The organism is Maricaulis sp. (assembly GCF_015665295.1).
Lineage (GTDB): Bacteria > Pseudomonadota > Alphaproteobacteria > Caulobacterales > Maricaulaceae > Maricaulis.
On record NZ_JADFAJ010000001.1, the window covers coordinates 33,803 to 59,784 of the forward strand.

The 25,982-nt window shown below is 64.7% G+C and carries 28 protein-coding genes; 14 read left to right on the plus strand and 14 right to left on the minus strand.

All coding sequences use genetic code 11. The features are described from left to right. Positions 1-260 precede the first annotated feature (260 nt). A complete protein-coding gene (locus QZZ02_RS00190; protein WP_291841496.1) occupies positions 261-848 on the minus strand; it encodes a TlpA disulfide reductase family protein in 588 nt (195 codons plus the stop codon). A gap of 27 nt (positions 849-875) precedes the next feature. On the opposite strand from QZZ02_RS00190, the gene argH reads away from it, so the two are divergent. The 3 genes from argH to QZZ02_RS00205 all read left to right on the plus strand — a co-directional run bounded on the left by argH (position 876) and on the right by QZZ02_RS00205 (position 5,074). Next, on the plus strand, positions 876-2,294 hold the full coding sequence (gene argH / locus QZZ02_RS00195) for an argininosuccinate lyase (RefSeq protein WP_291841497.1): 1,419 nt from the start codon (positions 876-878) through the stop codon (positions 2,292-2,294). 11 nt (positions 2,295-2,305) lie between these two features. Further along, positions 2,306-2,443, plus strand: a complete 138-nt coding sequence (locus QZZ02_RS00200; protein WP_291841498.1) for a lipoprotein — start codon at positions 2,306-2,308, stop codon at positions 2,441-2,443. Positions 2,444-2,524: 81 nt separating this feature from the next. Further along, on the plus strand, positions 2,525-5,074 hold the full coding sequence (locus QZZ02_RS00205; protein ID WP_291841499.1) for a DUF4175 family protein: 2,550 nt from the start codon (positions 2,525-2,527) through the stop codon (positions 5,072-5,074). Positions 5,075-5,101: 27 nt separating this feature from the next. On the opposite strand, the gene QZZ02_RS00210 is transcribed toward QZZ02_RS00205, so the two are convergent. Beyond that, entirely contained in the window at positions 5,102-6,076 is a 975-nt protein-coding gene (locus QZZ02_RS00210; RefSeq protein WP_291841500.1) for an MJ0042-type zinc finger domain-containing protein, read from the minus strand. A gap of 82 nt (positions 6,077-6,158) precedes the next feature. On the opposite strand from QZZ02_RS00210, the gene ftsE reads away from it, so the two are divergent. The 5 genes from ftsE to QZZ02_RS00235 all read left to right on the plus strand — a co-directional run bounded on the left by ftsE (position 6,159) and on the right by QZZ02_RS00235 (position 10,312). Then, positions 6,159-6,983, plus strand: coding sequence for a cell division ATP-binding protein FtsE (gene ftsE, locus QZZ02_RS00215; RefSeq protein WP_291841501.1), 825 nt, complete (start codon positions 6,159-6,161; stop codon positions 6,981-6,983). Further along, positions 6,976-7,881 (plus strand): hypothetical protein, encoded by a 906-nt coding sequence (locus QZZ02_RS00220; protein ID WP_291841502.1) that lies wholly within the window; start codon positions 6,976-6,978, stop codon positions 7,879-7,881. Before ftsE ends, QZZ02_RS00220 begins: the two co-directional genes overlap by 8 nt. Before the next feature lie 96 nt (positions 7,882-7,977). Then, complete coding sequence (locus QZZ02_RS00225) at positions 7,978-8,565, plus strand: YdcF family protein (RefSeq protein WP_291841503.1); 588 nt, start codon at positions 7,978-7,980, stop codon at positions 8,563-8,565. Further along, positions 8,565-9,299 carry a lysophospholipid acyltransferase family protein gene (locus QZZ02_RS00230; protein ID WP_291841504.1) on the plus strand — a complete coding sequence of 245 codons (735 nt, stop codon included), beginning with the start codon at positions 8,565-8,567 and terminating at the stop codon, positions 9,297-9,299. Before QZZ02_RS00225 ends, QZZ02_RS00230 begins: the two co-directional genes overlap by 1 nt. 2 nt (positions 9,300-9,301) lie before the next feature. Next, positions 9,302-10,312, plus strand: a complete 1,011-nt coding sequence (locus QZZ02_RS00235; protein WP_291841505.1) for a DUF2125 domain-containing protein — start codon at positions 9,302-9,304, stop codon at positions 10,310-10,312. Here the strand turns inward: QZZ02_RS00235 and hisC are convergent. Both hisC and QZZ02_RS00245 read right to left on the minus strand, forming a co-directional pair. Next, the gene (hisC, locus tag QZZ02_RS00240; RefSeq protein ID WP_291841506.1) at positions 10,309-11,397 is read right to left on the minus strand and encodes a histidinol-phosphate transaminase; all 1,089 of its coding nucleotides are present in this window, start codon (positions 11,395-11,397) and stop codon (positions 10,309-10,311) included. The two genes, QZZ02_RS00235 and hisC, sit on opposite strands and share 4 nt — an antisense overlap. 9 nt (positions 11,398-11,406) lie before the next feature. After that, a complete protein-coding gene (locus QZZ02_RS00245; protein WP_291841507.1) occupies positions 11,407-12,165 on the minus strand; it encodes a methyltransferase domain-containing protein in 759 nt (252 codons plus the stop codon). 97 nt (positions 12,166-12,262) lie between these two features. On the opposite strand from QZZ02_RS00245, the gene gloB reads away from it, so the two are divergent. Both gloB and QZZ02_RS00255 read left to right on the plus strand, forming a co-directional pair. Continuing rightward, on the plus strand, positions 12,263-13,033 hold the full coding sequence (gene gloB, locus QZZ02_RS00250; RefSeq protein ID WP_291841508.1) for a hydroxyacylglutathione hydrolase: 771 nt from the start codon (positions 12,263-12,265) through the stop codon (positions 13,031-13,033). Continuing rightward, positions 13,030-13,467, plus strand: coding sequence for a cupin domain-containing protein (locus QZZ02_RS00255; protein ID WP_291841509.1), 438 nt, complete (start codon positions 13,030-13,032; stop codon positions 13,465-13,467). The genes gloB and QZZ02_RS00255 overlap by 4 nt, the downstream gene beginning before the upstream one ends. Positions 13,468-13,482: 15 nt before the next feature. Here QZZ02_RS00255 and QZZ02_RS00260 read toward each other — a convergent pair whose 3' ends face one another. Beyond that, a complete protein-coding gene (locus tag QZZ02_RS00260) occupies positions 13,483-14,217 on the minus strand; it encodes a DUF4908 domain-containing protein (protein ID WP_291841510.1) in 735 nt (244 codons plus the stop codon). 57 nt (positions 14,218-14,274) lie between these two features. Continuing rightward, positions 14,275-15,000, minus strand: coding sequence for an acetoacetyl-CoA reductase (phbB, locus tag QZZ02_RS00265; RefSeq protein ID WP_291841511.1), 726 nt, complete (start codon positions 14,998-15,000; stop codon positions 14,275-14,277). Positions 15,001-15,171: 171 nt separating this feature from the next. Between phbB and phaR the strand changes: the two genes are divergently transcribed. Further along, entirely contained in the window at positions 15,172-15,777 is a 606-nt protein-coding gene (gene phaR / locus QZZ02_RS00270) for a polyhydroxyalkanoate synthesis repressor PhaR (protein ID WP_291841512.1), read from the plus strand. 191 nt (positions 15,778-15,968) lie between these two features. Next, the gene (locus QZZ02_RS00275) at positions 15,969-16,298 is read left to right on the plus strand and encodes a hypothetical protein (RefSeq protein WP_291841513.1); all 330 of its coding nucleotides are present in this window, start codon (positions 15,969-15,971) and stop codon (positions 16,296-16,298) included. Positions 16,299-16,377: 79 nt separating this feature from the next. Here the strand turns inward: QZZ02_RS00275 and QZZ02_RS00280 are convergent, their stop codons facing one another. Beyond that, positions 16,378-16,773 carry a hypothetical protein gene (locus QZZ02_RS00280; protein WP_291841514.1) on the minus strand — a complete coding sequence of 132 codons (396 nt, stop codon included), beginning with the start codon at positions 16,771-16,773 and terminating at the stop codon, positions 16,378-16,380. A gap of 149 nt (positions 16,774-16,922) precedes the next feature. Then, positions 16,923-17,669: a glycosyltransferase family 2 protein gene (locus QZZ02_RS00285; RefSeq protein ID WP_291841515.1), complete on the minus strand. Its 747-nt coding sequence runs from the start codon at positions 17,667-17,669 to the stop codon at positions 16,923-16,925. A gap of 75 nt (positions 17,670-17,744) precedes the next feature. Here QZZ02_RS00285 and QZZ02_RS00290 point away from each other — a divergent pair, with 75 nt between their 5' ends. Both QZZ02_RS00290 and QZZ02_RS00295 read left to right on the plus strand, forming a co-directional pair. Further along, positions 17,745-19,631, plus strand: coding sequence for a glycosyltransferase family 39 protein (locus tag QZZ02_RS00290; protein WP_291841517.1), 1,887 nt, complete (start codon positions 17,745-17,747; stop codon positions 19,629-19,631). Then, positions 19,615-20,526, plus strand: a complete 912-nt coding sequence (locus tag QZZ02_RS00295) for a hydroxymethylglutaryl-CoA lyase (protein WP_291841518.1) — start codon at positions 19,615-19,617, stop codon at positions 20,524-20,526. Before QZZ02_RS00290 ends, QZZ02_RS00295 begins: the two co-directional genes overlap by 17 nt. Here the strand turns inward: QZZ02_RS00295 and QZZ02_RS00300 are convergent. The 6 genes from QZZ02_RS00300 to QZZ02_RS00325 form a co-directional block, all read right to left on the minus strand. After that, complete coding sequence (locus QZZ02_RS00300) at positions 20,489-21,562, minus strand: glycosyltransferase family 2 protein (RefSeq protein ID WP_291841519.1); 1,074 nt, start codon at positions 21,560-21,562, stop codon at positions 20,489-20,491. The genes QZZ02_RS00295 and QZZ02_RS00300 overlap by 38 nt on opposite strands. Next, positions 21,475-22,713 carry an O-antigen ligase family protein gene (locus QZZ02_RS00305; protein WP_291841520.1) on the minus strand — a complete coding sequence of 413 codons (1,239 nt, stop codon included), beginning with the start codon at positions 22,711-22,713 and terminating at the stop codon, positions 21,475-21,477. Before QZZ02_RS00305 ends, QZZ02_RS00300 begins: the two co-directional genes overlap by 88 nt. Before the next feature lie 16 nt (positions 22,714-22,729). After that, the gene (thrS, locus tag QZZ02_RS00310; RefSeq protein WP_291841521.1) at positions 22,730-24,664 is read right to left on the minus strand and encodes a threonine--tRNA ligase; all 1,935 of its coding nucleotides are present in this window, start codon (positions 24,662-24,664) and stop codon (positions 22,730-22,732) included. After that, positions 24,661-25,032, minus strand: a complete 372-nt coding sequence (gene yidD / locus QZZ02_RS00315) for a membrane protein insertion efficiency factor YidD (RefSeq protein WP_291841522.1) — start codon at positions 25,030-25,032, stop codon at positions 24,661-24,663. The genes thrS and yidD overlap by 4 nt, the downstream gene beginning before the upstream one ends. A 148-nt stretch (positions 25,033-25,180) precedes the next feature. Continuing rightward, positions 25,181-25,645, minus strand: coding sequence for an iron-sulfur cluster assembly scaffold protein (locus QZZ02_RS00320; protein ID WP_291841523.1), 465 nt, complete (start codon positions 25,643-25,645; stop codon positions 25,181-25,183). Between the two features lie 65 nt (positions 25,646-25,710). After that, on the minus strand, positions 25,711-25,980 hold the full coding sequence (locus tag QZZ02_RS00325) for a hypothetical protein (protein WP_291841524.1): 270 nt from the start codon (positions 25,978-25,980) through the stop codon (positions 25,711-25,713). Positions 25,981-25,982 lie beyond the last annotated feature (2 nt).

Below are 25,982 nucleotides of genomic sequence, written 5' to 3' on the forward strand. Positions count from 1 at the left end.
ATAGACACGGCGTTGCCGACACGAGGAACACGCCCCGGATCGCAAGGTCCGGGGCGTTTTTCATGACTGGCTGACGCGCGCCTGATCGCGACACACAAGCATCGCCAACCTGTCACGCAAGCGTTGCAGATCGCCCATAGAAGGACGCCAACCCGCTCCTCCCCGATCGGGCTTGCTCCTCGATTTTCCCTCCGAGATGCACACAACTGGGCCGCCCCGGGAAACCGGAGCGGCCCTTTTTCTTTGTGCTTTTCCGACGATCAGACGTTGCGACGGATCGCAGCCCGGATCAGCGCGTAAGCGTCGTCGCTATTCCATTCCGCCGGCGCCGGCACACGCCCGATCTCGCGACCCTGGCCGTCATAGAGAATGGACATGGGCAGGCCGATCGCCCGCACCAGGCTGGGGCTGGAGAAAGTCTGGTCATGGATGAGCGGAAGATTGTCGAGCTCCATCCGGGTCAGGAAGTCACGCGCATCCTCGATCGAGCGGTCCAGCGTCACCGTGACGACCTGGAAGTCGTCGCCGCCAAGCTCGGCCTGGAGTTCGGACAGGGCCGGCATTTCCTCGACGCAGGGACCACACCAGGTCGCCCAGTAATTCACCAGAATGACCTGACCGCGATAATCCGACAGCCGAACTTCCGCGCCATCGCCGCCCAGATAGGCGAGCGCCGGTTGCGGCGGCGCATCGTCGATCGTCACGAAAGCCCGCATCTCACCATGGGCATAGCTGTCGAGTGCACCGGTTTCGCCCTTGTCCATGGCGGAAAACACCACGTATAGAAGGCCCGCAATACCAATAAGGGGCATGGCAATAAGCCCGGCCTTGAGCGGCGAAAATTTCATCTCAATCTCCTTTACGGGCATTCCGACATGGCTGACGATATCCCCGAGACCGCGCCGACGAAATCCTCCAGTGCGATGTGGGGAGGCCGTTTTTCAGCCGGCCCGTCCGCCGTCATGGAAGCCATCAACGCGTCGATCGATGTCGATCAACGCATGGCGGATCAGGATATTGATGGTTCCCTGGCCCACAGCCGAATGTTGGCCGCTACGGGGGTAATTTCAAGCGAGGATGCTGCGGCGATCCAGCGCGGGCTGGAACAGGTGCGTTCGGAGATCCATGCCGGCGACTTCCCGTGGTCGAAAGCGCTTGAAGACGTTCACATGAATGTCGAGGCGCGGCTGAAGGCGATTATCGGCGAACCGGCCGGCCGGCTACACACGGCACGCTCTCGCAATGACCAGGTCGCCACCGATTTCCGCCTTTGGCTGCGCGATGCCTGCGACCGGATCGACGCCATGCTGGCCGCCTACCAGACCGCGCTGGTCCAGCAGGCCGAGACCCATGCCGACCAGGTCATGCCCGGCTTCACCCATCTGCAGACCGCCCAGCCGGTCTCGCTCGGTCACCACCTTCTGAGCTATGTCGAAGTCGCCCAGCGCGATCGCGGCCGCTTCGCCGATGCCCGCAAGCGTCTCAATGAGAGCCCGCTCGGCTGTGCGGCGCTGGCCGGGACCGCCTTCCCGATCGACCGCGAGATGACGGCGAAGGCACTGGGCTTTGATCGTCCCATGGCCAACTCGCTCGACGGGGTCGCCGCGCGCGACTTCGCACTGGAAGTCCTGTCGGCCGCCGCCATCTGCGCGGTGAACCTGTCGCGCTTCGCCGAGGAGATCGTGTTGTGGTGCACGCGTCGTTTCGGCTTTGCCACCTTGTCGGACGCCTGGTCGACCGGTTCTTCCATCATGCCGCAAAAGCGCAATCCGGACGCCGCCGAACTGGTGCGCGCCAAGCCGGGCCGCATCATTGGCTCGCTGACCGGCCTGCTGACCGTGGTGAAGGGCCTGCCGCTGGCCTATTCCAAGGATCTGCAGGAGGACAAGGCACCGGTCTTCCAGGCGATTGACGATCTCGAGCTGGCCCTGCTCTCGATGGCCGGCATGGCGGCCGACCTCACCTTTTTCCCGGCCGCACTCGAAGAGGCCGCCGGCGAAGCCTATTCCGATGCCACAGACCTGGCGGACTATGTGGTGCGCGAACTGGGCAAGCCCTTCCGCGATGCACACCATATCTCCGGCTCCATCGTCAAACTGGCCGAGGCCAAAGGCGTGCCGCTGTCACTGCTGCCGCTGGCCGACATGCAAAGCGTCGAGCCGGCTATCGACGACAGCGTGTTTTCGGTGTTGAGTGCGCGAGCCTCGATGTCGAGCCGCACCAGTTTCGGCGGCACATCGCCGGTGCGGGTTCGTGAACAGGTCGCGGTCTGGAAAGACCGCCTGGGATGCTGAAAGGAATTGCGATGAAACGTCTGGCCAGCCTCACCCTTGTTGTCCTCAGCGCGCTCGCCGTGGCCGCCTGTGGCCTGCGCGGAAACCTGGAACGTCCCGACCCGCTTTGGGGCGACCGGCCACCGGCCGAAGAGGATGCCGGCGAGTAAGCCCGGCCATCCGGCACGGCTCACCAAAGTGTAATGCATCCGGGCCTCGTTATTCCGGACCGCCGTGATAGTTTTGCCCGAATGCGTCCTACCTCCTTGATCCTCGCCTGGTTTGCGCTCGTTTGGGAGCGCTCTGTTCCGGTCATCTGGCCGGGGCTGGCCTGGATCGTCTCCTATCTGATCCTGTCCCTGCTGGGCAGCTGGGATCTGCTGGGCGACCCCTGGCGCGCGATCTACGTGCTCTCCAGCTTTGGCCTCGCCGTCTGGTTGACCCGGCCCGGCCTGCGCCAGTTCGCCTGGCCCGATGCGGACGACATGGCGCGCCGTGTCGAGACCGATTCGGGAATTGCGGCCCGGCCCCACGAAGCCCTCACCGACCGGCCGAGCGATACAGACGCCATCGCCCTTCGCGTCTGGGACGAACACCGGCGCCGCATGGCGGAAAAGCTGAAATCCGCCCGCGCACGTCGGCCGCACGCCGCCTGGGCCCGTCATGACAGCTATGCGGTGCGCGGCATGCTCGCACTGGGTCTGGCGGTCAGCTGGCTTGTCGCCGGTCCGGCCGCCCGCGATCGGGTCGGTGAAGCCTTCTCCCTGACCCCGATCATCGCCGGCGGCGAAACCCTCTCCATCGACGCCTGGATCGACCCGCCCGCCTATACCGGACGCGCGCCGATCTTCCTCGCCGCCGACAGCCGCGACGCGGTCGTGCCCGCCGGCTCTACCTTTGTTGCGCGGATTGCCGGCTCCCGCCGCCAGCCGCGCCTCACCCTGCGAGACAGCGACGGGAGCCAACGGGCTGACGGCAATGAAATCGGCGACAGTGTCTGGGAAATCCGGCAGCCGGTTGACCGCGACTCCACCCTGCGTCTCGCCGCGCCGGGTACCCGCGAGACCTGGTCGATCAGCGTCACGCCGGACACCGCGCCGCGCGTGCGACTGACCGCCGTACCGGACTCGACCGCGGCCGGCGAACTCGATCTCGATTTCACCGTCACCGATGATTACGGCGCCACCGGCTTTGCGCTGGAACTCCGTGAAGAAAACGCTAGCGATGGCTGGCAGACGCTGGAGATCGAAACCACGGCCGTCATGCCTGGCGCCAGCGATGATGCCATGTCGGTCCTGCTCGAAACGGCGCGTCATCCGCTGGCCGGGAGCCGGGTCGAGATCCGCATGGTTGCCACCGATGCCGCCGGTAATGTCGGCCGGTCTCCCGAACTGGGCATCACACTTCCGGCCCGCGTCTTCCTTGACGCGCTGGCCCGCGCCGTGGCCGAACAGCGCCGCAACGTCATGGCGTCCGACGCCGCTTACGCCCCCCTCGATGAACCGGCGCCAATGTATGCCGAGGACATCCCCGCCGGTCCCGCCTATTTCACGGAAAACCCGGCCCGCCGGATCGAACGGGCGCCGGAAGGCCTGCAGCAGGTCGCCCGCGGTCTCGCCGCGATTTCCGATGCACCGGAATATTTTTTCGACGATCAGATCGTCTATCTCGGTCTGCGCGAAGCCCTGCACCGACTGCGCCGCCAGCGCGACCAGGCCGCGCTGGGCGATCTCGAGGGCGATCTCTGGCAGATCGCCCTGCGCGCCGAGCTGGGCTCCCTGGCTGATGCCGAGGCGGCGCTGCGCGCCGCCGAACGGGCCCTGATGGAAGCGCTCGCCCGCGGGGCCGACGAAACCGAACTCGCCGCCCTGTTCGAGGCCTATCAGGAAGCGATGCAGAACTATATGGCGGCGATGGCCCGCGAAGCGGCCGAGGAAGGCGATTTTGCCGAGGGTGGCCAGGGGCCGAGTCTCAATTCCGAAGGTCTGCAGGAAATGCTCGACGCGCTTCGCGATGCGGCCGAGCTGGGCAATACCGCCGATGCCCGCCAGGCCCTAGCGGCCCTGTCTGAAATGCTCCGCAACATGCAGATGCAACTGGGCCAGGGCCAAGGCGAAGGCCAGCAGGACGACCCGATCTCAGAAGCGATCGCTCGCGCCCTCGAAGAGCTGGGCGAGGTCATCGGCGAACAACGCAATCTCCAGGACCAGACTTTCGGTCTGTCCCAGGAAGAGGGCGGCTCGGGCCAGCCGCAATCTGGGACTTCCGGCCAGCAGCAACAGGGCCAGCAGTCCGGCAACGGCCCCCAGACCCTGGCGGAGAACCAGAGCGGCGGCGGCCAGAGTGCCCAGGCCCTCGCTGACGCCCAGGGCCAGCTGGCCCAGCGTTTCTCGGAGTCTGCCGACGCCCTGCCCGGTCAGAGTGATGACGCGCTTGGCGGTGCCGGCGAAGCCATGCGCCAGGCCGAAGAAGCCCTGCGCAATGGCGATACCGAAGGCGCCCTCGCCGCCCAGGAAGATGCTTTGGCCGATCTGCGCTCGGGCGCCGAACAACTGGCGCGGGAACTGCTCGAACGCATGCAGGAAAACAGCGGCCAGATGGGCGAGGGCGAGGACAATCGCGACCCGCTGGGCCGTCCCGCCGAAGGCGCCTTTGCCGATGGATCTGGCGTTGAAGTCCCGGACGAGATGAGCCGGGCCCGGGCCCGTGACATCCTGGAAGAATTGCGTCGCCGCGCCGCCGAAGCCGGTCGCCCGCAGGAAGAACTCGACTATATCGAACGCCTGCTCGACCGGTTCTGATTGTCAGGACTGCGACCGGGCGAGCGCTCAGTGATGTCCCGTCTCAGCAGGCTCGGACGCTGCGTGCTGGTCTGCCGGAGCATGATGCTCGGCCGCCGGCACGTGATCCTCGGCCCCGACAAGGCCGGTCTGCGGCGCATGCGATGCCTCGACGCTGGCGTCGTGCGCAGTCGGATTGGCATGGCCAGCCTCGACCCCGGAACCGTGATCATCTCCGGTCGCCGGCCCATGCTCCGGCCCGTGCTCCGGCCCGTGCTCCGGCGTGTGGCCGGTGTCAGCATCATGAGAGGCCGCGCCCGTATTGCCGTGCGACGGGGTCGCCATCAGCACGACTTCGACCTCAATCGCTTCCGGCGGCGGATCGGACACAACGGTGCGGAAATCCTGGCGACGACCGGCGCCGAGGCGACCGGCCGGCATGGAGATGGTCCATTCCAGGACCGCTTCGCCGTGCGCGTCGCGCAGGATGGCGCGCAGCCCGGGAATCGCGCGGGCCCGGCGATCAAAATTGTGGATGTCGCCCGAGACGACCAGAAGCGGGACACCATGATCGACCTCGCGGGTGACCTCCAACTCGCCGACATCATAGCCCCACGGATTGACCGAGGCGCCGACAGCGGCATAGGCCGAGGACGCGCGCGGCCACAGGGTCACGACATCAACGCGGAATATCCAGGCGCAGACAAACAGCACCGTACAGGCCGCGAGCAGACCGCCCCAGGCACCGCCGGCTGCAGCGGCTGACAGGGTGCGTCGCTTCTTTTCCTGGCGCTCGCGGAAGGCCGTGTGGACTTTTTTCTCTCCGGCCGTCTCGTCCACCGGGTCTTCCGGTTTGGCCGGCGGCGCGGGCTGCAGGCTTGGCAGATTGTCCGGATCCTCGACTTCGGCGGTCCAGACATGACCGCAGGACGCGCAGCGCACACGACGTCCATTCGTGCCAATCGCATTGGGATTGGCACGGTAACGCGTGGTACATGACGGACAGCTGAGTACTATGCTCATATGAGTCGTCTACACATCTTCTTCGGCTCACCCGTGCCCATGGAGGATTTCCATCGTTTCGAGTTCAACCCAGTCGCCGCACATGGACCCGGAGCCGGTGATCCGCTTCGACAATGTCGGCATGCGGTATGGCCGGGGACCCGAGATTCTGCGCGATTTGTCTTTTGATTTACCACGCGGTTCTTTCCAATTCCTCACCGGCCCGTCCGGCGCCGGCAAAACCTCGCTTCTGCGGCTGATCTATCTGGCGGCGAAGCCATCGCGCGGGCTGATCAGCTATTTCGGGCGCGACGCCGCGACCCTGCCGCGCAATGAGTTGCCGGACCTGCGGCGGCGGGTCGGCGTGGTGTTCCAGGAGTTCCGCCTGCTCGGCCACATGAATGTCTTCGACAATGTCGCGCTGCCATTGCGGGTCGCAGGCCGCAAGCGCGCCGACTATGCCGAGGACGTCGCCGAATTGCTGACCTGGGTCGGTCTCGGCGACAAGATGAACGCCCTGCCCGCAACCCTGTCGGGCGGTGAGCAACAACGTGTCGCCATCGCCCGCGCGGTTGTCGGCCAGCCGGAAGTCCTGATCGCCGACGAACCGACCGGCAATGTCGATCCGGAAATGGGCATGCGCCTGCTGCGTCTGTTCGCCGAGCTCAACAAGCTGGGCACGACCATCATTATCGCCACCCATGATCTGCAGCTGGTGCGCATGCTCGACGCGCCGGTGATGACACTGTCGAACGGGCATCTGCACATCCGTCCGCCCCGCAGCGAACGCCTGCGCATGCAGGAGGCGGCAGAGGCGGAAGCCGAAGCAGACCGGATCGCAGCGGCGCCGGCGGCGGCGGCCCCGCGCAGCAGTGTCGACCCGCAGGCCAGCGATGACGACACGGATCCGGGGCAGAGCGATGACTAACCCCATCCCCAAGCCGCCGTCCGGTGGCAATGGCCGCTTGCTGCCGCCCGATGCCGGGCGTGACCGGCCGCTCTTCGTGGTCGCCGCCATCCTCGTTTTCCTGGCCTGTATCGCAGGCCTGGGCGCGCGCGGTGCCTGGTTGCAGGCGCAGCGCTGGACGACTGACCTGGAAACCTCGCTGACCATCCAGGTGCGCCCGGCCGAGGGCCGCGACGCCGAGGCCGATGCCGATCGCGCTGCCGCGCTGACCCGCGCCATGCCCGGCGTCGAACAGGCCACCTCAAGGGGTCGCGATCATGCGCTGGCCCTGCTCACGCCCTGGCTGGGCGAAGGCAATCTGCCCGACGACCTTCCGCTGCCGCTTCTGGTCGACGTGCGGACCCGGTCCGGCGTGACCATCGACACGGCTGCCTTGCAGGCGCAACTCGATGCCGAAGGCATGGCCGCGCGCATTGATGATCATGGCCGCTGGGCCAATGCGGTGCGACGCGCGGCCGGTACAGCCCAGGCCCTTGGTCTCGGCCTGCTCGCCCTTCTGGCCGGCGCCGCGGCGGCGGTGATCGCCTTTGCCGCCCGGGCCAGCCTTGCGGCGCGGCTGGATGTCATCGACGCCCTGCACCTGTGCGGAGCCGAGGACCGGTTCATCGCCGGCCTGTTCCAAAGGCGTTTTTTCATGCTGGGGCTGAAGGCCGGCGTTGCAGGCGCCGTGTTTGCCGGACTGGTCTCGCTTCTCGTGAGCCTGGGTGACGCGCCCGCCGACATGGCATTCTTCCTGCCGCAATGGGCATCGGATCCGTTCGAGTTTGTCTTGCTTGCCTGTGCACCGGTCCTGGCCGGGCTGACTGCGGCGATCTCGGCGCGTCTGGCGGTCGCCTCCGATTTGCGGGGGCGCTGGTGATCGACCATAAATCCGCCTGTTTCAGACATGAGGCTCGAGCGTGGTGAGGGTTCCAGCAACCGGCCGGGAAATGCACCGGTCAGTCGGGAGGGCGGTATGAAGCGGAGCTGGTTCTGGCTGCGCGGCCTGTGCTTCGTGATCGTGCTGGTCAGTGCGATCGGCTTTGCCGACTATGCCGGCAAGGTGGTGGGCTTTGACTTGCCTGACGAGACGATCTCGGCTGATGCCATCATCGTTCTCACCGGGGATGCCGGCCGCCTGGCAGCGGGAGGCCAGCTGCTGCACGCCGGACGCGCCAGCCAGTTGATGATTACCGGCGTCCATCCCTCAGCGACCACCGCCGATATTCGCCGCCACACCGGGCTGGATGATGCAGCCTTCGGCTGTTGCGTCACGCTCGGTCGCGAGGCGAGCGATACGGTTGGCAATGCGCGCGAAGCGGCCGCCTATGTGCAGGCCAACGGCTATGATCGCTTGATCATCGTGACGTCAGACTATCATCTGCCGCGCAGCCTTCTGGAGTTTCGCAGCAACATGCCCGGCGTTGACCTCATCCCCTACCCGGTCCGCACACCGGCCCCCTGGCAGGATGTCCGCGGGCTGCGGCTCTGGCTCCAGGAATACGCAAAATACACCACGGTGCAGCTGCGCCATTCGCTGACCCCGACCGCGGAAGACGCCTGATGCGCCTGTTGAGATCCCTGGTTTTCTACATCTGGATGTACGGCCTGATGGTGGTGTTCGGCGTGATCGGCACGCCGCTGCTGCTGGGGCCACGTCACTGGGCGCGCAAGATTCTGCGCGCCTATCTCAAAGCCCTCTGGTTCGGCATGCGCTTCATCCTCGGTGTGACCTTCGAGGTCCGCGGGCGCGAGCACCTGACGTCCGGCGGCGCCCTTGTTGCCTCCAAGCATATGAGCATGTGGGAGACCCTGGCCTTCTGGGAAATCCTGCCCGACCCCGCGATCATCCTGAAGAAGTCGCTGGTCTATATGCCCTTCTTCGGCTGGTTCGCGGTCAAGCTCGGCAATATCTCCATCGACCGCGACGGCGGCGGCAAGGCCCTCAAGGGCATGTTGCGCGACGCGGCCAGGCGCGGCGCCGAAAACCGCCAGGTCCTGATCTTTCCCGAAGGCACCCGTGTGCGTCCGGGCGAGGCTCCCGAGTTCAAACCCGGCATTGCCGGCCTCTACAAGTCGATGAACAAGCCCTGCATTCCGGTCGCGTTGAATTCCGGCGTGCACCTGGAGACCTATTGTGGCCTGCGCAAACCCGGCCTGATCGTGGTCGAGTTCCTTGAGCCGATCGCGCCGGGCCTCGACAAGGCCAGCTTCATGCGCGAGCTGCATGCGCGCATCAATCTGGCCACGGACGCCCTGCTCGCGGCTGACCCTGCGGCCGTCGAAAAAGAGATCTGATCATGACCGGACGCTTGCGTTTCATCCTGCCGTTCGGCGCGATCCTGTTCGTTTTCCTGCTCTATTCCGTCTACTGGCTGTATGCCAGTACGCAGATCCGGGCTGCGGTCGAGACCTGGGTCACAGACCAGGAAGCCGCCGGTTATGTGATCGAGCGCGAGGCCCTGACCGTCACCGGATATCCCTATCGTTTCCAGATCACCTTCCGCGCGCCGCACATCACGGCACCGCAGAGCGATGGTGGCTGGCATGCCGAGCTGGCAAGCCTGCAGGCACACGCCGTGCCCTATGACCTGTCACACTGGATCGTGCGTTTCGAGGGACCGGCCTATCTGGACAATCTCAATGGCCCGGGCAGCCAGCTCGAGCTCGGCGCCGCCGATGCCCGCGTCAGCCTGGTCTACAATGAATCCGGCGAGACCGAACGTGTCGGCGCCGAACTGGTTGATTTCACGGTGCTGACCCGCGCCGGCGACGCGCCGGACGTGCAGTCGATCGGCACGCTTTTTCTCAACGGTATCGTCGAGGCCGACAACACGCTTCATGTCCGTGTCATGGCAGAGAATGTTGTCGCCGCGTCCGGCGTGCTGAGCCGCGATGTCGAGCGCGCCTTCGGCGAGACGGTCGGCATGGCGCGCATGGATTTTTCAGTCACCGAGTGGTCCGCGCTCGCCCGCAATGCAGACGCCATGGCGTGGAGCCTGGCCGGGGGCCGTATGGACATTGCCGACGCCACCCTGCAGTGGGGACCGGCGGATCTGACAGCGGTCGGCGAATTCACCCTCGACCGCATGGCACGTCTCGATGGCCGCCTGTCGCTGCGCGTGACCGACCCGGACACGCTGGCCGAGGCCCTCGTCGATGCCCGGCTCATCCCGGAGCAGAATCGTGAAGCCCTGCGTGTTGCCGCCATGATGGCGCCTCGCGGACCGGAAGGCGTCTCCCTGCCCTTCCGTATTCGCGATGGTGGCGTCTATCTCGGACCGGCCCGACTGGGCGGACTCGGCGACTAGGCGTTCATGAAGTCCGACAGAACCTCGACGAGGCGACGGTTCTCGGCTTCGGTCCCGACGGTTGCCCGCAATGCGTTGGGCAGGCCATAGGGCTCGACGCTTCGAATGATCAGGCCTTTGGACGTCAGATAGGCATCGGCCTCGGCCGCGGTCTTTCCAGCCGTTTGCGGGAAATGGATCAGCACGAAATTGCAGACACTCGGCGTGACTTCCAGGCCGAGCCCGCCGATCTGCTGGCGCAGGAAGGCAACCCACTCGTCATTGTGATCGGCTGAGCGCTGCTGGAAGGCCTTGTCGCGGATCGCCGCCGTACCGGCTTCGATTGCCGCCATGTTGACGTTGAACGGGCCACGCACCCGGTGCAGGACATCAATGATCGCCTTGTTGCCATAAGCCCAACCCAGACGCAGGGCCGCCAGACCGTGAATCTTGGAAAAGGTCCGGGTGACGACGACATCGTCGCGCTCGCGGGCGAGTTCGATCCCCGCCTCATAGTCGGGATTGCGGACGAATTCCGCATAAGCGGCGTCCAGCACAAGCAGAGTGGTCGCCGGCAGCCCGTCGCGCAGGCGGCGGACTTCGTCGGCGGGAATATAGGTGCCGGTCGGATTGTTCGGATTGGCGAGGAAAACGATCTTGGTATCGTCGCCGGCCACCTCGAGGATGGCATCGACATCCGAGCGATAATCGCGCTCCGGCGCCGAGACGAATTTCGCCCCGCATTGCATGGCGACAAGGCGATAGACCAGAAAGCCGTATTGCGACTGGACGACCTTGTCGCCCGGATCGAGATAGGCCCGACCCAGCAGTTGGAGAAGTTCGTCAGAACCGGTGCCGCAGACAATGTTCTCGGCCTCAAGTCCTTCCGCCTCGGCGATCGCCTGGCGCAGCTTGGTGGCGCCACCATCGGGATACAGATGGAGTTTCGGCGCCATCGCCTTCATCGCCTCGGCCGCCTTCTCCGAACAGCCCAGCGCATTCTCGTTCGAGGACAGCTTGACCGGATTGGCGATGCCCGGCGCTTCGGAGGAACCCGGCTTGTAGGGGCGGATATCCAGAATGCCGGCGCGTGGTTCGATAGACATGGAAACTCCTCAGTCCCGTTTTGCCCGAGAGGGCACTCGCCGGGGAGATAACGCGGGCTGGCTCTGACCTTCAAGTGCCCGTCTGCTGACACGCGCAGTGCGCAGGCCCGGCGTGATGCCGGCATTGTGCTTGACGGCTTCCACCATGATCAGCCCGCCCAGTGCTGGCCAGGCATATTCCCCGACCTCTTCCCAAAGATTGGAAATGCGCCGGTGCGTGCTCCAGCCCCAGGGTGGCGCATAGAGCGCATTCGACCAGGCCGTTGGGACCAGCAGCGCGTCGTCGAGCAAACGGGTCAGCTGGCCGCGCGAAAAGGGGCGGCCGTGACCGAATGGCGTGGAATCGAGCAAGGCCCATATCCCGGCGCGCGACGGCGAGACGATCATCAAACGCCCTTCCGGAGCCATCACACGCCAGACCTCACGCAAGAGCGCCGGCAGGGACTCGGCCTCCTCAAGCGCGTGGACCAGCAGGACCCGGTCGAACAGGGCCTCCCGGAAAGGCAGGCGGGTCTCGTCACCCAGAGCCGTGGGCACGCCATCAGGCCCGGGCACGATGGCGCCCTGGGCGGCCGGCATGAAAGAGACGCAGCGCCGGGCGCGGCCCTGCCAGCGGTCGAGATAGGGATTGGTGAAACCGATCCCCAGCACGTCCAGGTCCCTGAGGTCCGGCCATATGGGCCCGAGGCGCCGACCAATCATGCGGCGCGCCGTCCGCCCCTGGCGGCTGCGATAGAAGCGATCAAGTTCTAGGACGTCACGGCGCACTGGCCACACTCCTGTGCGATGCTTAAGTTCTCTCGCTGACACACCGGTCAGCAATGGCACGACTGGCGCCAGCCTAAAGCAAGCGGATATTTGGACAATGAGCGAACTCCTCATCCGGCAGTTTCCCTGTCTCTCCGACAATTACGGCTTCCTGGTCCACGACCCGGACAGTGGCGAGACCGCCACCATCGACACACCGGATGCCGACACCATCCTCGCCGAGGCCAAGGCGGCCGGCTGGATGATCACGCAGATCTGGAACACGCATCACCATTTCGACCATGCTGGCGGCAATGATGCGATCAAGGCGGCCACCGGGGCGAAGCTGGTGGGGCCCGCCTATGATACGCACCGCATTCCCGGCATCGATACCGCAGTGAAGGACGGCGATACTGTCAGCCTTGGCGATCACATGGCTTCGGTGATGTTCACACCGGGGCATACGCTGGGCCATGTCTGCTACCACTTTGCCGGGGACAAGGTCGCTTTCGTTGGCGACACGCTGTTTGCCCTCGGGTGCGGTCGCCTGTTCGAAGGATCGCCGGCGCAGATGTGGCAGTCCCTGTCGCGGCTCGCCGCCCTGCCCGACGAGACCCGGATCTATTGCGCCCATGAATACACTGCGGCGAACGCGCGCTTTGCCCTCAGCATTGATCCGGACAATGCCGAGCTGCAAGCCTATGCGACCATGGTCGAGGCCGAGCGCGCCCGCGGTGAACCGACCGTGCCAACGACGATCGGAGCCGAGCTGGGGGCAAATCCTTTCCTGCGCGCGGCGGACCCGGCGATCCGGCAACGGCTCGGCCTCGCCGACGCCGACAATGTGGACGTCTTCGCCGAAATCCGTCGCCGGAAGGACGCGTTTTGAGCCTGCCCGACGACGCCCGGCGCATCATCGAGACGCTTGGATTGCAGCGCCATCCGGAGGGAGGCTGGTATGTCGAGACGCTGCGCGATCCGGATCCGGGCGGCGGTCGGGATCGCTCGACAGCGATCTACTACCTGCTGGCCGGGGGCGAACGCTCGCATTGGCACCGGGTCGACGCGGTCGAGACCTGGCACTGGCATGCCGGCGCCGCCCTGGAATTGGGAATCAGTGAGGACGGGCGGTCGATCAGCACCCAGCAGCTGGGAGCGGATCTTGAGGCGGGCGAGCGGCCCCAGGCCATCGTCCCGGAAGGCGCCTGGCAAACTGCCAGGTCGAAGGGTGCCTGGACGCTGGTCGGATGCACCGTTGCGCCGGGTTTCCGCTTTGAAGGATTTGAACTGGCCCCGCCCGGTTGGGAACCGGGGTGCACGTGACCCGGCTCGCTCTGATCAGGTCGCGCCGGGATCGGCGAGCAGGACCTGCCCTATAAAGGCCGAGGACGGGCGCCCGGCATATCCCAGCTCGGGCGCGATCACGACGACGAGGCTCGCCTCCTGACGGTAGGCGGCAGGAGCCTCGCCCAGCTCGATGCGGACATGTTCCACGCCGCGCAGCAGGCGCCGTTCGCTCCGGACACCATCAAAAGCCAGGGCAATGATGTTGAGCGTATCGTATTGCACGCCCAGCCCGGCCCGGGGTGCCGGTGCGTAGGCCACCGAAATGGAGCGATCAAGCGACGCCGCCATCTGGCGGGCCAGCTGCTCGGCACGTTCGCGGATTTCGTCAGGCGATCGCGGAGCCGGAGCCAGGGATCCGGCAGGGCTCGCGAAGTCTGCGATCACGCCATCTGGAGATGAGCTGGGAAAATAGGTCGCGCCGCCCAGCCCGGTCAGCCGGATGACCTCGCGACCGGTATCCGTAATGAAGGCGGTTCCGCCACCGGGCGCACGATCCGGATAGAGCACCAGAACTTCACTGTCGGGCGCATCGCGCTCGCGCAGCAGCGCGGCATCGCCGGACCGGTCGAACAGGAAGAATTCACCCGTATCGGCCCGCTGGAACCAGCCGGTCACCTGCTGCGCGCGCTCATTGCGCAACAGCCTGTCACGCAGGGGGTTTTGCATCCCTGCTGCAGCGCCCGCAGCGAGTGCGGCGACAAGTATGGCCAAGATCCAACGCGTCATCCCGCCCCGCATCATGACCGGCAAGACGGCAAATTTGGGGCAGAAGTGCGATTCATGTCAGGCGAGGTACTGGCCGCCATTGATGGTCAGGGTGGATCCGGTCATGAAGCCGGCCTCCTCGCTGGCCAGATAGGCGCACAGCGCCCCGATTTCGCCAGCCTCGCCGAGCCGTCCGACCGGTATGCCGGCGATGATGCTCTCGAGCACCTTCTCCGGCACCGCAGCCACCATTTCGGTGTTGATATAGCCGGGCGTGATGCAGTTGACGGTGATCCCCTTGCGAGCGGTCTCCTGGGCCAGCGCCTTGGTGAATCCGATCACCCCGGCCTTGGCGGCGGAATAATTGACCTGGCCCATCTGGCCCTTCTGGCCGTTGATCGAGGAGATGTTGATGATCCGGCCCCAGCCGCGCTCGCGCAGCCCGTCGATGAGCGGGCGGGTGACGTTGAACATCGAACTCAGATCGACTCTGATCACGTCATCCCACTGCTCCCTGCTCATCTTGTGGAACATGGTGTCGCGGGTGATACCGGCATTGTTGACCAGAATGTCGATCGGGGCACCGGCAAGGGCTTCCGCTTCCGCCAGGCCCGCGGCAGAACTGTCAAAGTCGCCAACGTCAAACTTGACGACCTTGATACCTGTCTCGTCGGCGAATTCGCGCGCCTTCTCTTCATTGCCGGCATAGTTGGCAATGACTGTGTGGCCAGCCGCTTGGAGAGCCATACTGATGGCGGCGCCGATGCCGCGCGTTCCGCCTGTGACCAACGCTGTACGTGTCATGATCATTCCCCCCGGGACCTGTTCGTTGCGCATCGGCTTTGGCGCCGATTGCGTTCGCGCTTGCAGCACACCGCCTTGAGCGCGTAAACCCTTACATGAAATTGCAATGCGCCCAAGTCGAGCGAAAAACAATCTCGACATTTTTTCATGGTGCGAACAGGGGAGTATGTGGTGAGCAAATCCAATGGCAAGGCCGCCGGAATCATTATCAAGAAATATGCGAACCGGCGCCTCTACGACACCTCGACCAGCCAGTATGTGACGCTGGACTATCTCCGCGACCTTGTGAAAAAAGGCACGGACTTCCAGGTGGTTGACGCAAAGAGCGGCGAGGATCTGACCCGCGGCGTGCTGGCCCAGATCATCTTCGAAGAAGAATCGCGCGGCGCCAATCTGCTGCCGGTGGATTTCCTGCGCCAGCTGATCGGTTTCTACGGCGACAGCCTGCAGAGCGTCGTGCCCGGCTATCTCCAGATGTCGATGAATTCCTTTTCGCAGCAACAGGAAGAATTCCGCGACAAGATGACCGAGGCCATGAGTTCGCCGCAAGCGACCATGGCGATGCTCGAGGAGCAGACACGACGCAACATGGAATTGTTCGGCCAGACCATGCGCATGTTCACGCCGTTCCAGGCTGGCGCAGCGCCTGGCACCGCACAGGCCGATGACAGCAGCGCCCGGGACTCGTCCGAGAGTAAACCGGAAAACCTCTCCGCCCTGCGCGAGGAACTCGACAGCTTGCGCGCCAAGATGGACCAGCTGCTCGACAAGAAGTGATCGAGCGTTGCCGGTCCATCGGGACTGGCACAACCCCCTCACAGGGTTAACGAAATCGTACCGAAATGAGCCAACCGGTCCGCCTCGCGGGCCGGTTTTGCTTTGGCATCTGCGCGAAATGCCGCATTTGCAGCCAGAATCGTGGTTAACGTCTCATTAAGAGTTGGCATCCGGCTTGCGATGGATGAGGCATGACCACGATCCGCAGCGCATATTCTGTCCCGACCCCGACCAGCCGGCGTATTGAGCCGGCCAGTCGTGCGCGCGGCTCGCAGGATCGTCCGCCGCGGCAGGACCGGGCCCTTGTCACCGTCCCGACCCCGCAATCGAGCGAGCGCGACAGCGCCCGCTCATTTGTGAGGGCCCGTCCTGCCACGGCGGAAGTCATGATCCAGATCATCGGCGATGCGCCGCGTCGCGGGATCAAGGCCGAGGCGAGCGAGCTCGAGCGCTTCCGCCGCACCTATGCCCAGGCCGCACAAAAGGCGACGCCGCCCCCGATGTGGGAGCGGCGCGCATGACAATCGCTGTTGCCAAGGCCCGGCGCTATGAATTCTGGCTCGATGTGAGCCTGGGCGCCGGCCTTCTCTTCGTGCTTCTCTAGCCTTCGCCACCGACTGCGAGGTCGCGACGGGCTGCCACGATGGTCACGACGAAACCGGCAACGGTATCCATCAGCGTCATCAGCATGAGCAGGAAGAAGGTCGAGGTCGAGAAGTGCCCGACCAGCAGGAAGAGCGCCATGGCGATCACGAAGATCAGCATGGACAGGCCGTGATTGATGATCGTGGCCGTGCCCGACCCGGCCGCCTTGATAAGCTCCATGAAGAGCATGATCATGCCGAGGATGACCAGAAGATCGCCCTTGGACAGCGGCAGGCTGCCCGACACCATCGGCACCGAGAAAACCTGTGTACTCATGTCGGCGCCCGTCGTGTAGGCGACGATGGCGTAAATGATCACCGGAATGATCAGAAGTGGAAATACGTTGAACATGGAACCTCCCCCATTGCCGCGACCGCCCGATCTCCGGGCCTGATTGGCCGCTGTCATACCTAACAATACGCCGTTATCCCCGCCTCCGGCCATTCTTCACTCTCCCCGGTTGTGAAGCGGTCTGACGACTCGCTTCTTTCAAACCAAATTCAGAATTCGTCACTGCCGCGCGAATTGCGGGCGCGCGAATTTAACCACATCACGCCCATCATGTCTGTCAGTGAGGCGAAAAGACGGCCAAAATTCGTGTATTTCGATGTCCCGATCGTGCGGTGGCGGTGGGTGACCGGCCGGAATTCACAGACATAGCCCTCGCGGATCATGAGCGCCGGCAGGAAACGGTGCTGATGATCGAAGAAGGGCAGCTCCAGATAGGCTGAACGTTTGAAAGCCTTCAGCCCACAACCGGTATCATTGCAGTTATCGTTGAGCATGGCCTTGCGCAAACCATTGCCGAAACGCGAGGCGAATTTCTTCCAAGCCGAGTCCTGGCGATTGGCCGAACGGTCACCGCCCACCAGGGCAAGGCCGGCCGGAGCGTCGTCACGGGTCAGCGCATCAATCACTGTCGGCAGGTCCTGCGGCGGGTTCTGGCCGTCGCCGTCAAGCGTGCAGACAATGGGTCCACGGGCATGCATCACGCCGGTGCGTACCGAGCGGGACTGGCCGGCATTGTGACGATGCGCGATCACACGCAACATCGGCAGTTCGGCCTTGGCGTCGATCAATTCCTGACGCGTTTCATCCTTCGAACAATCATCGACAAACAGGATCTCGAAAGACCGCCCGTCGAGGGCGGCCGCGATTTCGCGTGCCAGTGGAACGACGTTCCCGGCCTCATTATAGGCCGGAACAACAACTGAAATGTCGGGGGAAGTCTGATCGGAAGGGCTCATAGGTGTCTGCTTGAGCTTGCGAATACGGGAAGCCCGTTACATACCGGGTTTCAGTGAAGACGCGAGGGATTTCTCATGCCCCGCGTCGCAGACCGGCTTGGCAGCATGAAGAGCGGAGGCAACGCATTGACCGATCTGGCCCGCGGTATCCGCGCCTGGTGGATCATCGGACTGCTCGCTGCCCTGTCTGCCATGGCCGGCATTTTCACCCTGCCGCCGATCGACCGTGACGAAAGCCGCTACGCCCAGGCGACGGCCCAGATGCTGGAGACCGGCAATTATATCGAGATCAATTATCTCGACGAGCCGCGCAACAAGAAGCCGGTCGGCATACACTGGCTGCAGGCCGCCGCCGTCGCCATCGTCTCGGACGCGGATGACCGCCAGATCTGGGCCTATCGCCTGCCCTCCGTGCTCGGCACCATCCTGGCGGCGCTCGCCTGTTTCTGGGGCGGTCAGCGCCTCGTCGGGCGCGAGGCGGCCTTTGCCGGAGCGGCGCTGTTTGCGACTACCGTGCTCCTCGGGGTCGAAGGCGGCATCGCCAAGACCGACGCCATGCTGGTCGGCTGCACCACCCTGGCCATGGCGGCTCTCGCCAATGCCCGCGGCGGGACAAGCCCGGGCTGGCGAACCGGCCTCCTGTTCTGGGCAAGCCTGGGCGCCGGCATCCTGATCAAGGGACCGGTCACGCCGATGGTGGTGGGGCTGACCGTTGCGGCCCTGGTCATCTGGGAACGGCGGATCGCCTGGCTGAAACCGGTTCTGGTCTGGTGGGGACCGCTGCTCGCCATCCTCATCGTTGCCCCTTGGCTGGTCTCGATCCAGATCGCCACCGATGGCGGTTTCCTGCGCGACGCGCTCGGCGATGACCTGGCGCCCAAGCTGGTCTCGGCCGACGAACGGCATGGCGGTCTTCCCGGCTATCATCTTCTGGTGCTGCCCCTGGTCTTCTTCCCGGCGACCCTTTTCCTCATTCCTGGCGCCGGGCGGGTGGTTGCGGCGCTGCGCGAGGGGGATGACCGGCTTGCCGGCGCAGCCCGCTTCCTGATCGCCTGGGCGGTGCCGACCTGGCTCCTGTTTGAAATCCTGCCGACCAAGCTGCCGCATTATGTGCTGCCGGTTTACCCGGCCCTGGCCCTGGCCGCCGGCTGGGGTCTGGTCGAGCTGGCAAAGGCAACGCGTTGGCAACGCTGGGCAAGCTGGGGCCTGTTCGCGATTGGCGCGGCCGTGTTCGCGATCTTCCTGCCCTACGTCTTCATCACCTATGGCGCGAATGCCAGCTGGGATGCGATCCGGCTTGCCGGTTCCGGCTTTGAGGGCGGTTTCCAGCTTGGCTTTGACTTGGGTAGCATTGCGCGGGTCTTCGCCGGCCTCGCTCTCTTCCTGGCGCTGGCCATGGCAGCCCTGGTATCCGACCGGTTGCGGCCCGGCGTCCTGGCCCTCACCTTTGCCGTTCTCTCCGGCCTCGGCTGGCATGTCGCGGCCCGAAGTGGCGCCTTTGCCGAGGCTTATGCGGTCCGACTGGCCGATCAGGTCCGCGCGGCCCGGGTCTATTCCGACGTCATCACCGGACTCACGCCGGACGAGATCGTGACGGCATCGAGCTTCACCGAGCCCAGCATCGCCTTCTCGCTGGGTACGGACACCAGGCTGGGAACCACCGAGGAGGTCCTGACCTTTGCCGAAGGCCGGGACGAGCCGACAATGTTGGTACTGGACCTGTCGCGGGACGCAGAGCTGCGCCGCTATCTGACAGATCCCGCCGCACTGGCTGGGTCAGACATTCAGCCCCTTGCCGAACGCTTCGCTGCGCTTCGGATCTGTAATCGAACGCTCGCTGCCGGAACGAATTATGCGCGCGGCACAGACACCGTCCTGGCGATCGCCTTCACGCATTGCGCGCCGGACGAAATTCCCCTGAACCCGCTCGACAATGAGGCTCCCAATGACCCGCAAGATTGAGATCGTTGAAGTCGGGCCGCGTGACGGTCTGCAGAATGACCCGGCGATGATGTCGACGGATACCAAGATCGAGTTTGTCGAACGCCTGATCGCGGCTGGGGTGCGGCGCATGGAGGCGGCGAGCTTTGTCCATCCCAAGCTGGTGCCGGCGATGGCTGACAGCGATGCGGTTATGCAGCGCGTGCCGCGCCAGGACGGGGTGAAATATATCGGCCTGGCGCTTAATGAACGCGGCATGCGGCGGGCGCTGGAGGCGGGCTGTGACGAGGTCAATTACGTCATGGTCGCCTCGCCGGGCTTCGGCCTGAAGAACCAGAACGCCACGCCGGACCAGACCGCCGACCTGTTCGACCGTATCGCGCTGCTCGCCCATGACGAGGGCGTGCCGGTCTCGGTGACGGTTTCGGTCGCCTTCGGCGATCCGTTTGATGGCGAGGTCGATCCCAAGGTCGTTGCCCGCCTCGCGGCGCGCGCCCGCGCGGCCGGTGCGGTCGAGTTCGCCATGGGCGACACGATCGGCGTCGCCGACCCCTGGTCCGTGCGCCGCATGCTCGACCTGGTCCGGGCGGAGAGTAGCGACATGCGGATCCGCATGCATTTCCACAACACGCGCAATACGGCGATGGCCAACATCTACGCGGCGGTCGAGGCCGGAGTCGATGTCATTGACGCCTCGGTGGGCGGGATTGGCGGCTGCCCGTTTGCGCCGGCCGCGACCGGCAATGTGGCGACGGAGGACGTCGTCTACATGCTCGAGCGCGGCGGGTTCGAGACCGGGCTGAACCTGGACAGGCTGATCGAGACGGCAAGATGGCTGGAGACGGACGGGCTGAAACACCCGGTCGACAGCGCCCTGTCTAGAGCGGGCGGGTTTCCGAAACCGGCGGCGGGCTAGACGCGGTCGCCGCCCGATCGATCGCGTGCCGCTCGGCCCGCCGGGCTTCCATCCGGCGCAGCCGGGCAAAGGCCTTGCGGCGGGCGGTAACAAGCCGGATCTTGTGGCGCAGCTGGATGACGGTAATACGCCCCCAGATCGCGGCGAAGATCGGGACGATCATCGCCATCGTGGTCAGGCGCTCAAGCGCGCCAGGATAGTACTTCCAGAAATACTTGACGAAACCCAGAGCCTTGTGGGTCTCCACGAAATACGGATCGGACTGGCTGGTGCCGCCGTAGTGGACAATCGAGGCGCGCGGTTCGAACCAGACAGTCCCGCCGCATTCGCGCACCTTGCGGCAGATATCGATATCCTCGACATGCAGGAAATAGCGCTCGTCAAACCCGCCCATCTGCAGGAAACCGCGGCGCGGCATCAGCATCGCCGCCCCGGAGACCACGGGCACCGGGACAATCTCGTCCGGCAGGACGTCTTTCTCGAAGTGCAGCCCCTTGATCGAGGGCATGAAGCGGTCGAGCCCGAGGAAGGAGACCAACGCCGAACGGGGCGTGAGCTCGCCGCGACGCCCGCCGCGCTGCTCGCTGCCATCGGGATTGATGATCCGGGCGCCGATGGCCCAGATGCCGTCGCCGAGACCCTTCGCGGAGGCCTTGAGGCGACTGGCAACGCCCTTGGCGAGCACGGCATCCGGATTGAGGAAGAGCAGGATGTCGCCGCTGGCGCGCTGGGCGCCGATATTACAGCCGCGCGCAAAGCCGAGATTCGAGCCGGTTTCAACCAAGACGAAATTGTCCTTGTCGGCAGCCATGGCACGCAGGGACTGGATCAGTTCGGGCGGATTGCCGTGATTGACGAGGACAAATTCATCGACACCGGGTGCCGCCAGAATGGATGCGACCGCCTCGACCAGGCGCGGCCCGGTCTGCCACGAAACGGTGACAACCGTCAGGCGCGGTTGATTGATCGCGGTGCTTTTCGCGCCGCGAGGAAGAACACGCTCGTTGCTGCCAACGCCACTGTCCCTTGGTGCCATTCCTGCCAGACCCCATAGGAGAATACGATCAAGGACACATAAACCACGACCACCCAAGCCACGCCCACAGCCTGCAATCGCGAGAGCTGCTGTGCGGCGGCGATCCGTCCCCCCAAAGCGACAAGTACGCCAGCCAAAAGCGCGGCCCCGACCGCCCCGGTCTCAAGCCATATGTGCAGAGTGGCATTGTGCGGGTGCATCGGCAAGGCCTCGACGTTGTGCAGCATGCCGCGCGCAAAGACTTCTGCTTCTCCGTTGAGCGGTCGGGACGCGTCCATTCCATGGCCAAACCAGGGCTGTTCGCGGATCAGATCGCCCGTATAGCTCCATATCTGCAGGCGCCATTCGAAGGAGGGCGGCAGGGCTGCCCGCCAGCTGTCGGGCATGACATCGATCAGACCGGGCAGAACGAGCGGCAATACGATCACGGCGCCGGCGAGCAGGCCGAACAGGCAGGCCAGCATCGTGCGAGGCCAAAGCGCCGTCAGACCGGCCGCAATCAGCCCGAATACAAACGCCACCATGTTCACTTCGGTGTCGAAGCTGAACGCCGCCACGCCCGCCAGAAGGAGAATGCCGACACCGATGGCAGGCCCGCCTTCGCGCCACGTCATCAGAGCCGCCGGCATGCTCATCAACAGGAGCGGGACGGCAGCATGTCCGAGGCTGCGATTGACGAGGATGTCCACGCCGAATTCGCCAAGGGCGGCGCCGTTCTCCTCGGCCAGCTTGAATCCGCGCGTCGCGGCTCCGTCCAACAGGCTTTCAGACAGGAGAAACAGACCCAGCGCGATCATGCCGAACAGGAGCGCGGCCTCGGCGCGGCGACGCCAGGCCCCTTCCAGTTGTCCGACCCGGACGGCGAAAAGCACGTAGAGCGGCACACCCAAGCCTGTCCGCCAGAGCTGACCGGGATCGTCGTGGGGGGACCAGGCAAAGCTGACCAATACCCAGACCAGAAAAACGCCGGCGCCGAACAACGCCCAGGGAGGCCGGGCCGGGCGCCAGAATTCGCGGTGGACCGGAAAGGCGGCGATCGCCATCAGCGAAATCCATGGCGCAATCAACAAACTGCCTGCCACGCCGAACGGGAAGGCGAAGACAAAAGCCAGAAGCCCTGCCCAGCCCGCCCGAGTATCGCCGCGCTGCATCGCGCTTCCCTTGGTTCTAGCCGCGCTTGAGGTCGGGCGCCTTGGCGTCCTCACTCAAGCGGGTGATGGCGTCGGCCAGCGGCAGAACTTCCTGCTTGTTGCCGCCCTCGCCAAGGAAGCGAAGGGCCAGGCTGCCCTCATCGGCTTCCTTGCGACCCACCACCGCGATCACCGGCACCTTGCCGACCGAGTGTTCGCGAACCTTGTAGTTGATCTTCTCGTTGCGGGTATCCGTCTCGGCATGAAGCCCCGCCCTCAGCATCGCCGCCTTGACCTCTTCGGCATAGGCATCGGCGTCAGACGTGATCGTGGCGATCACGACCTGACGCGGCGCCAGCCAGAAAGGCAGCTTGCCGGCATAGCTCTCGATCAGCACGCCGAGGAAACGCTCCAGCGAGCCGAGAATGGCCCGGTGCAGCATGACTGGACGATGCTTCTCGCTGTCATCGCCGATGAAGCTGGCATCGAGACGTTCCGGCAGGTTGAAATCGCACTGGATCGTGCCCGTCTGCCATTCACGCCCGATCGCATCCTTGACCACGAAGTCGAGCTTGGGACCGTAAAAAGCGCCATCACCCGGATTGTATTCATAGTCGAGGCCGGACGCCTCGGCCGCTGCCTTGAGCGAGGCTTCCGCCTTGTCCCAGACCGCGTCCGATCCGACCCGCTGTTCCGGGCGGTCGGAGAATTTGATGCGTGGTTCCTCGAAGCCGAAATCGGCATAGACGGACTTCAGCAATTCGCAAAAATCGATCACTTCCTGCGTGATCTGATCGACCGTGCAGAAAATGTGGGCGTCATCCTGGACGAAGCCGCGAACCCGCATCAGGCCGTGCAGTGAGCCGGACGGTTCATAACGGTGACAGGAACCGAATTCGGCCATGCGCAGCGGCAGGTCGCGATAGGATTTCTGGCCCTGGTTGAAGACCTGGACATGACACGGGCAGTTCATCGGCTTTACCGCCAGGACTTTTTCTTCCTGGTCGATCGAGGAGATGAACATGTTCTCGCGATACTTGTCCCAGTGGCCCGAGGCCTCCCAGAACTTGCGGTCCATCAGTTGCGGCGTCTTGATCTCGACATAGCCGGCGGCGTCGAGGCGGCGGCGCATGTAATTCATCACCGTGCGGTAGAGACGCCAGCCATTGGGATGCCAGAAGACCTGGCCCTGGGCTTCTTCCTGGAAATGGAAAAGCTCCATCTGGCGACCGAGCTTGCGGTGATCGCGCTTCTCGGCCTCTTCAAGCCGGTGAAGATGGGCCTTGAGCTGCTTCTCGTCACCCCAGGCCGTGCCGTAGATCCGCTGCAGCATGGCGTTGCGGTGATCACCGCGCCAATAGGCGCCAGCCACCTTCATCAGTTTGAAGGCCTTGCCGATCTTGCCCGTCGAGGGCAGGTGCGGTCCGAGGCAAAGGTCAAACCACGCGCCCTGGCGATAGATCGTGATCGTCTCGTTCTCGGGCAGGTCGCGGATCAGCTCCGCCTTGTAGGCTTCGCCCATCTCCTCGAATTTCGCGATGGCGGCATCGCGATCCCAGACCTCCCGTTCAAACGGCAGGTCGGCATCGACAATTTCGCCCATGCGTTTTTCGATCGCCTCGAAATCCTCCGGCGTGAAGGGTTCGCTGCGCGCGAAGTCGTAATAGAAGCCGTCCTCGATGGCCGGTCCGATCGTGACCTGCGTGCCGGGGAAAAGCTCCTGCACCGCCTGGGCGAGGATGTGGGCCGTGTCGTGACGGATCACATCGAGCGCCTTGTCATCCTTGCGGGTGATGATCGCCACCTGGGCGTCACCATCGAGCGGGCGCTTGAGGTCCCAGTCCTGACCATTCACCTGGGCGATGATGGCCGCCTTGGCGAGGGATTTGGAAATGTCCTCGGCGAGGTCCATCGGCGTGGCCCCATCGGGAAGTTCGCGTCGGGATCCGTCGGGAAGCGTCACATTGATCATTGTTGCATGTCCTTGTCGTCGGCGCGGTCCGCCGGCGGAAACCTGTCCATCATGCGCTCCGGTTTCGATCTGAACCGCCAGACCGCCCACCAGGGCGCATGATTGTGTTCGCACGGCGCGGGATCGACACCGAATGTGCCGCCCGGCCGACATCGACCGAGCCGCCCCAGCGTGAGCCAGCCGCCGCGCCAGGGACCCTGGGCGCGGATCGCGTCCATGGCATAGTGCGAGCAGGTCGGTTCATGCCGGCAGCGGATGCCAAGGGCATAGAAAACCGGTGACAGGCTCAGCTGATAGGCACGAAGCAGGATCAGCATGAGGCCGGCGACCGGGCTTTTCAGCCCCCATCTCCGTTCGCGTGAACGCATATGGAATCAAGCCTTTTAACGTCGCGGTGCGCGCTGTCCACCATGGACATGAAGCGCGCTTCGCGGACCGCAGTAAAGTTTCGGGGTGAGGTTGCCTGCCTTGCGGACCGTCCACCGCCTCCTGCCGGCGCGGCAGGTGCGGACGGCCCTAGCCAGTCAGCGGGGTGGTTTGCGGAGCCGTCGCCCGGCCGCGCGTCGCGGTGGCGGCGGCATCAACAACAGCCTCGAAGGCCAGCATGACCGATTGATGCCGGGCGGGATAAGCCCGGGCGCCCTCCAGAACAGCCAGCTCGGCAAAGCGTCCGCGCGGCGCAGGCTTGCCCTCTTTCAGCATGGCCTTGAGCTGGTCGCGCGCGATCACAAGTTCCTTGTGCGAAGCCCCGATCACATGCCGACCGAGAATGGCGGCCGAGGCCTGCCCCAGCGCACAGGCCTTCACCCGCAGCGCCAGATCACCAACCCGGTTGCCGGCCATGGCGATATCCACCTCGATCTCCGATCCGCACAGGCGCGACACCTTGCGGGCAGACGCGTGTGGCCGGGCCAGACGCCCGATGCGCGGAATATCCGCGGCCAGCCGCAGGACGGCATTGGAGTAGAGTTCGTCGCTCATGGGAGACAATTTAGTGCGATTGCCCGGCTGACGCCAGTGGCCGCAGGCCACCGTGACGGCCCGCGTCAATCCTCCTCGAAATCATCCTCGTCGAGATAGGTCGGCTCGGTACGACCGAGCACTTCGGGGATGTCGCCAAAGGGCTCGTCGCCCTCTTCCGGTTCCGGTTCCCAGACATCATCGATCTCGATCGACCAGAAGCCTTCCGCCTGGGCGGCGCCTTCGGCCAGTCGCCCGGCGGCATCGGCATCCGCAGCGACGACGCCGTAGGTGACAAAGCAGTCACCCACGGCATCCTCGACCTGCAAGAGCACGTTGAAACCCTTGAGTGCCATTG

Coding starts and splice junctions, on each gene's coding strand:
- QZZ02_RS00190 (WP_291841496.1), bottom strand. CDS start 848: ATGAAATTTTCGCCGCTCAAGGCCGGGCTTATTGCCATGCCCCTTATT.
- argH (WP_291841497.1), top strand. CDS start 876: ATGGCTGACGATATCCCCGAGACCGCGCCGACGAAATCCTCCAGTGCG.
- QZZ02_RS00200 (WP_291841498.1), top strand. CDS start 2,306: ATGAAACGTCTGGCCAGCCTCACCCTTGTTGTCCTCAGCGCGCTCGCC.
- QZZ02_RS00205 (WP_291841499.1), top strand. CDS start 2,525: ATGCGTCCTACCTCCTTGATCCTCGCCTGGTTTGCGCTCGTTTGGGAG.
- QZZ02_RS00210 (WP_291841500.1), bottom strand. CDS start 6,076: ATGAGCATAGTACTCAGCTGTCCGTCATGTACCACGCGTTACCGTGCC.
- ftsE (WP_291841501.1), top strand. CDS start 6,159: ATGGACCCGGAGCCGGTGATCCGCTTCGACAATGTCGGCATGCGGTAT.
- QZZ02_RS00220 (WP_291841502.1), top strand. CDS start 6,976: ATGACTAACCCCATCCCCAAGCCGCCGTCCGGTGGCAATGGCCGCTTG.
- QZZ02_RS00225 (WP_291841503.1), top strand. CDS start 7,978: ATGAAGCGGAGCTGGTTCTGGCTGCGCGGCCTGTGCTTCGTGATCGTG.
- QZZ02_RS00230 (WP_291841504.1), top strand. CDS start 8,565: ATGCGCCTGTTGAGATCCCTGGTTTTCTACATCTGGATGTACGGCCTG.
- QZZ02_RS00235 (WP_291841505.1), top strand. CDS start 9,302: ATGACCGGACGCTTGCGTTTCATCCTGCCGTTCGGCGCGATCCTGTTC.
- hisC (WP_291841506.1), bottom strand. CDS start 11,397: ATGTCTATCGAACCACGCGCCGGCATTCTGGATATCCGCCCCTACAAG.
- gloB (WP_291841508.1), top strand. CDS start 12,263: ATGAGCGAACTCCTCATCCGGCAGTTTCCCTGTCTCTCCGACAATTAC.
- QZZ02_RS00260 (WP_291841510.1), bottom strand. CDS start 14,217: ATGACGCGTTGGATCTTGGCCATACTTGTCGCCGCACTCGCTGCGGGC.
- phbB (WP_291841511.1), bottom strand. CDS start 15,000: ATGACACGTACAGCGTTGGTCACAGGCGGAACGCGCGGCATCGGCGCC.
- QZZ02_RS00275 (WP_291841513.1), top strand. CDS start 15,969: ATGACCACGATCCGCAGCGCATATTCTGTCCCGACCCCGACCAGCCGG.
- QZZ02_RS00280 (WP_291841514.1), bottom strand. CDS start 16,773: ATGTTCAACGTATTTCCACTTCTGATCATTCCGGTGATCATTTACGCC.
- QZZ02_RS00285 (WP_291841515.1), bottom strand. CDS start 17,669: ATGAGCCCTTCCGATCAGACTTCCCCCGACATTTCAGTTGTTGTTCCG.
- QZZ02_RS00290 (WP_291841517.1), top strand. CDS start 17,745: ATGCCCCGCGTCGCAGACCGGCTTGGCAGCATGAAGAGCGGAGGCAAC.
- QZZ02_RS00295 (WP_291841518.1), top strand. CDS start 19,615: ATGACCCGCAAGATTGAGATCGTTGAAGTCGGGCCGCGTGACGGTCTG.
- QZZ02_RS00300 (WP_291841519.1), bottom strand. CDS start 21,562: ATGGCACCAAGGGACAGTGGCGTTGGCAGCAACGAGCGTGTTCTTCCT.
- QZZ02_RS00305 (WP_291841520.1), bottom strand. CDS start 22,713: ATGCAGCGCGGCGATACTCGGGCGGGCTGGGCAGGGCTTCTGGCTTTT.
- thrS (WP_291841521.1), bottom strand. CDS start 24,664: ATGATCAATGTGACGCTTCCCGACGGATCCCGACGCGAACTTCCCGAT.
- yidD (WP_291841522.1), bottom strand. CDS start 25,032: ATGCGTTCACGCGAACGGAGATGGGGGCTGAAAAGCCCGGTCGCCGGC.
- QZZ02_RS00320 (WP_291841523.1), bottom strand. CDS start 25,645: ATGAGCGACGAACTCTACTCCAATGCCGTCCTGCGGCTGGCCGCGGAT.
- QZZ02_RS00325 (WP_291841524.1), bottom strand. CDS start 25,980: ATGGCACTCAAGGGTTTCAACGTGCTCTTGCAGGTCGAGGATGCCGTG.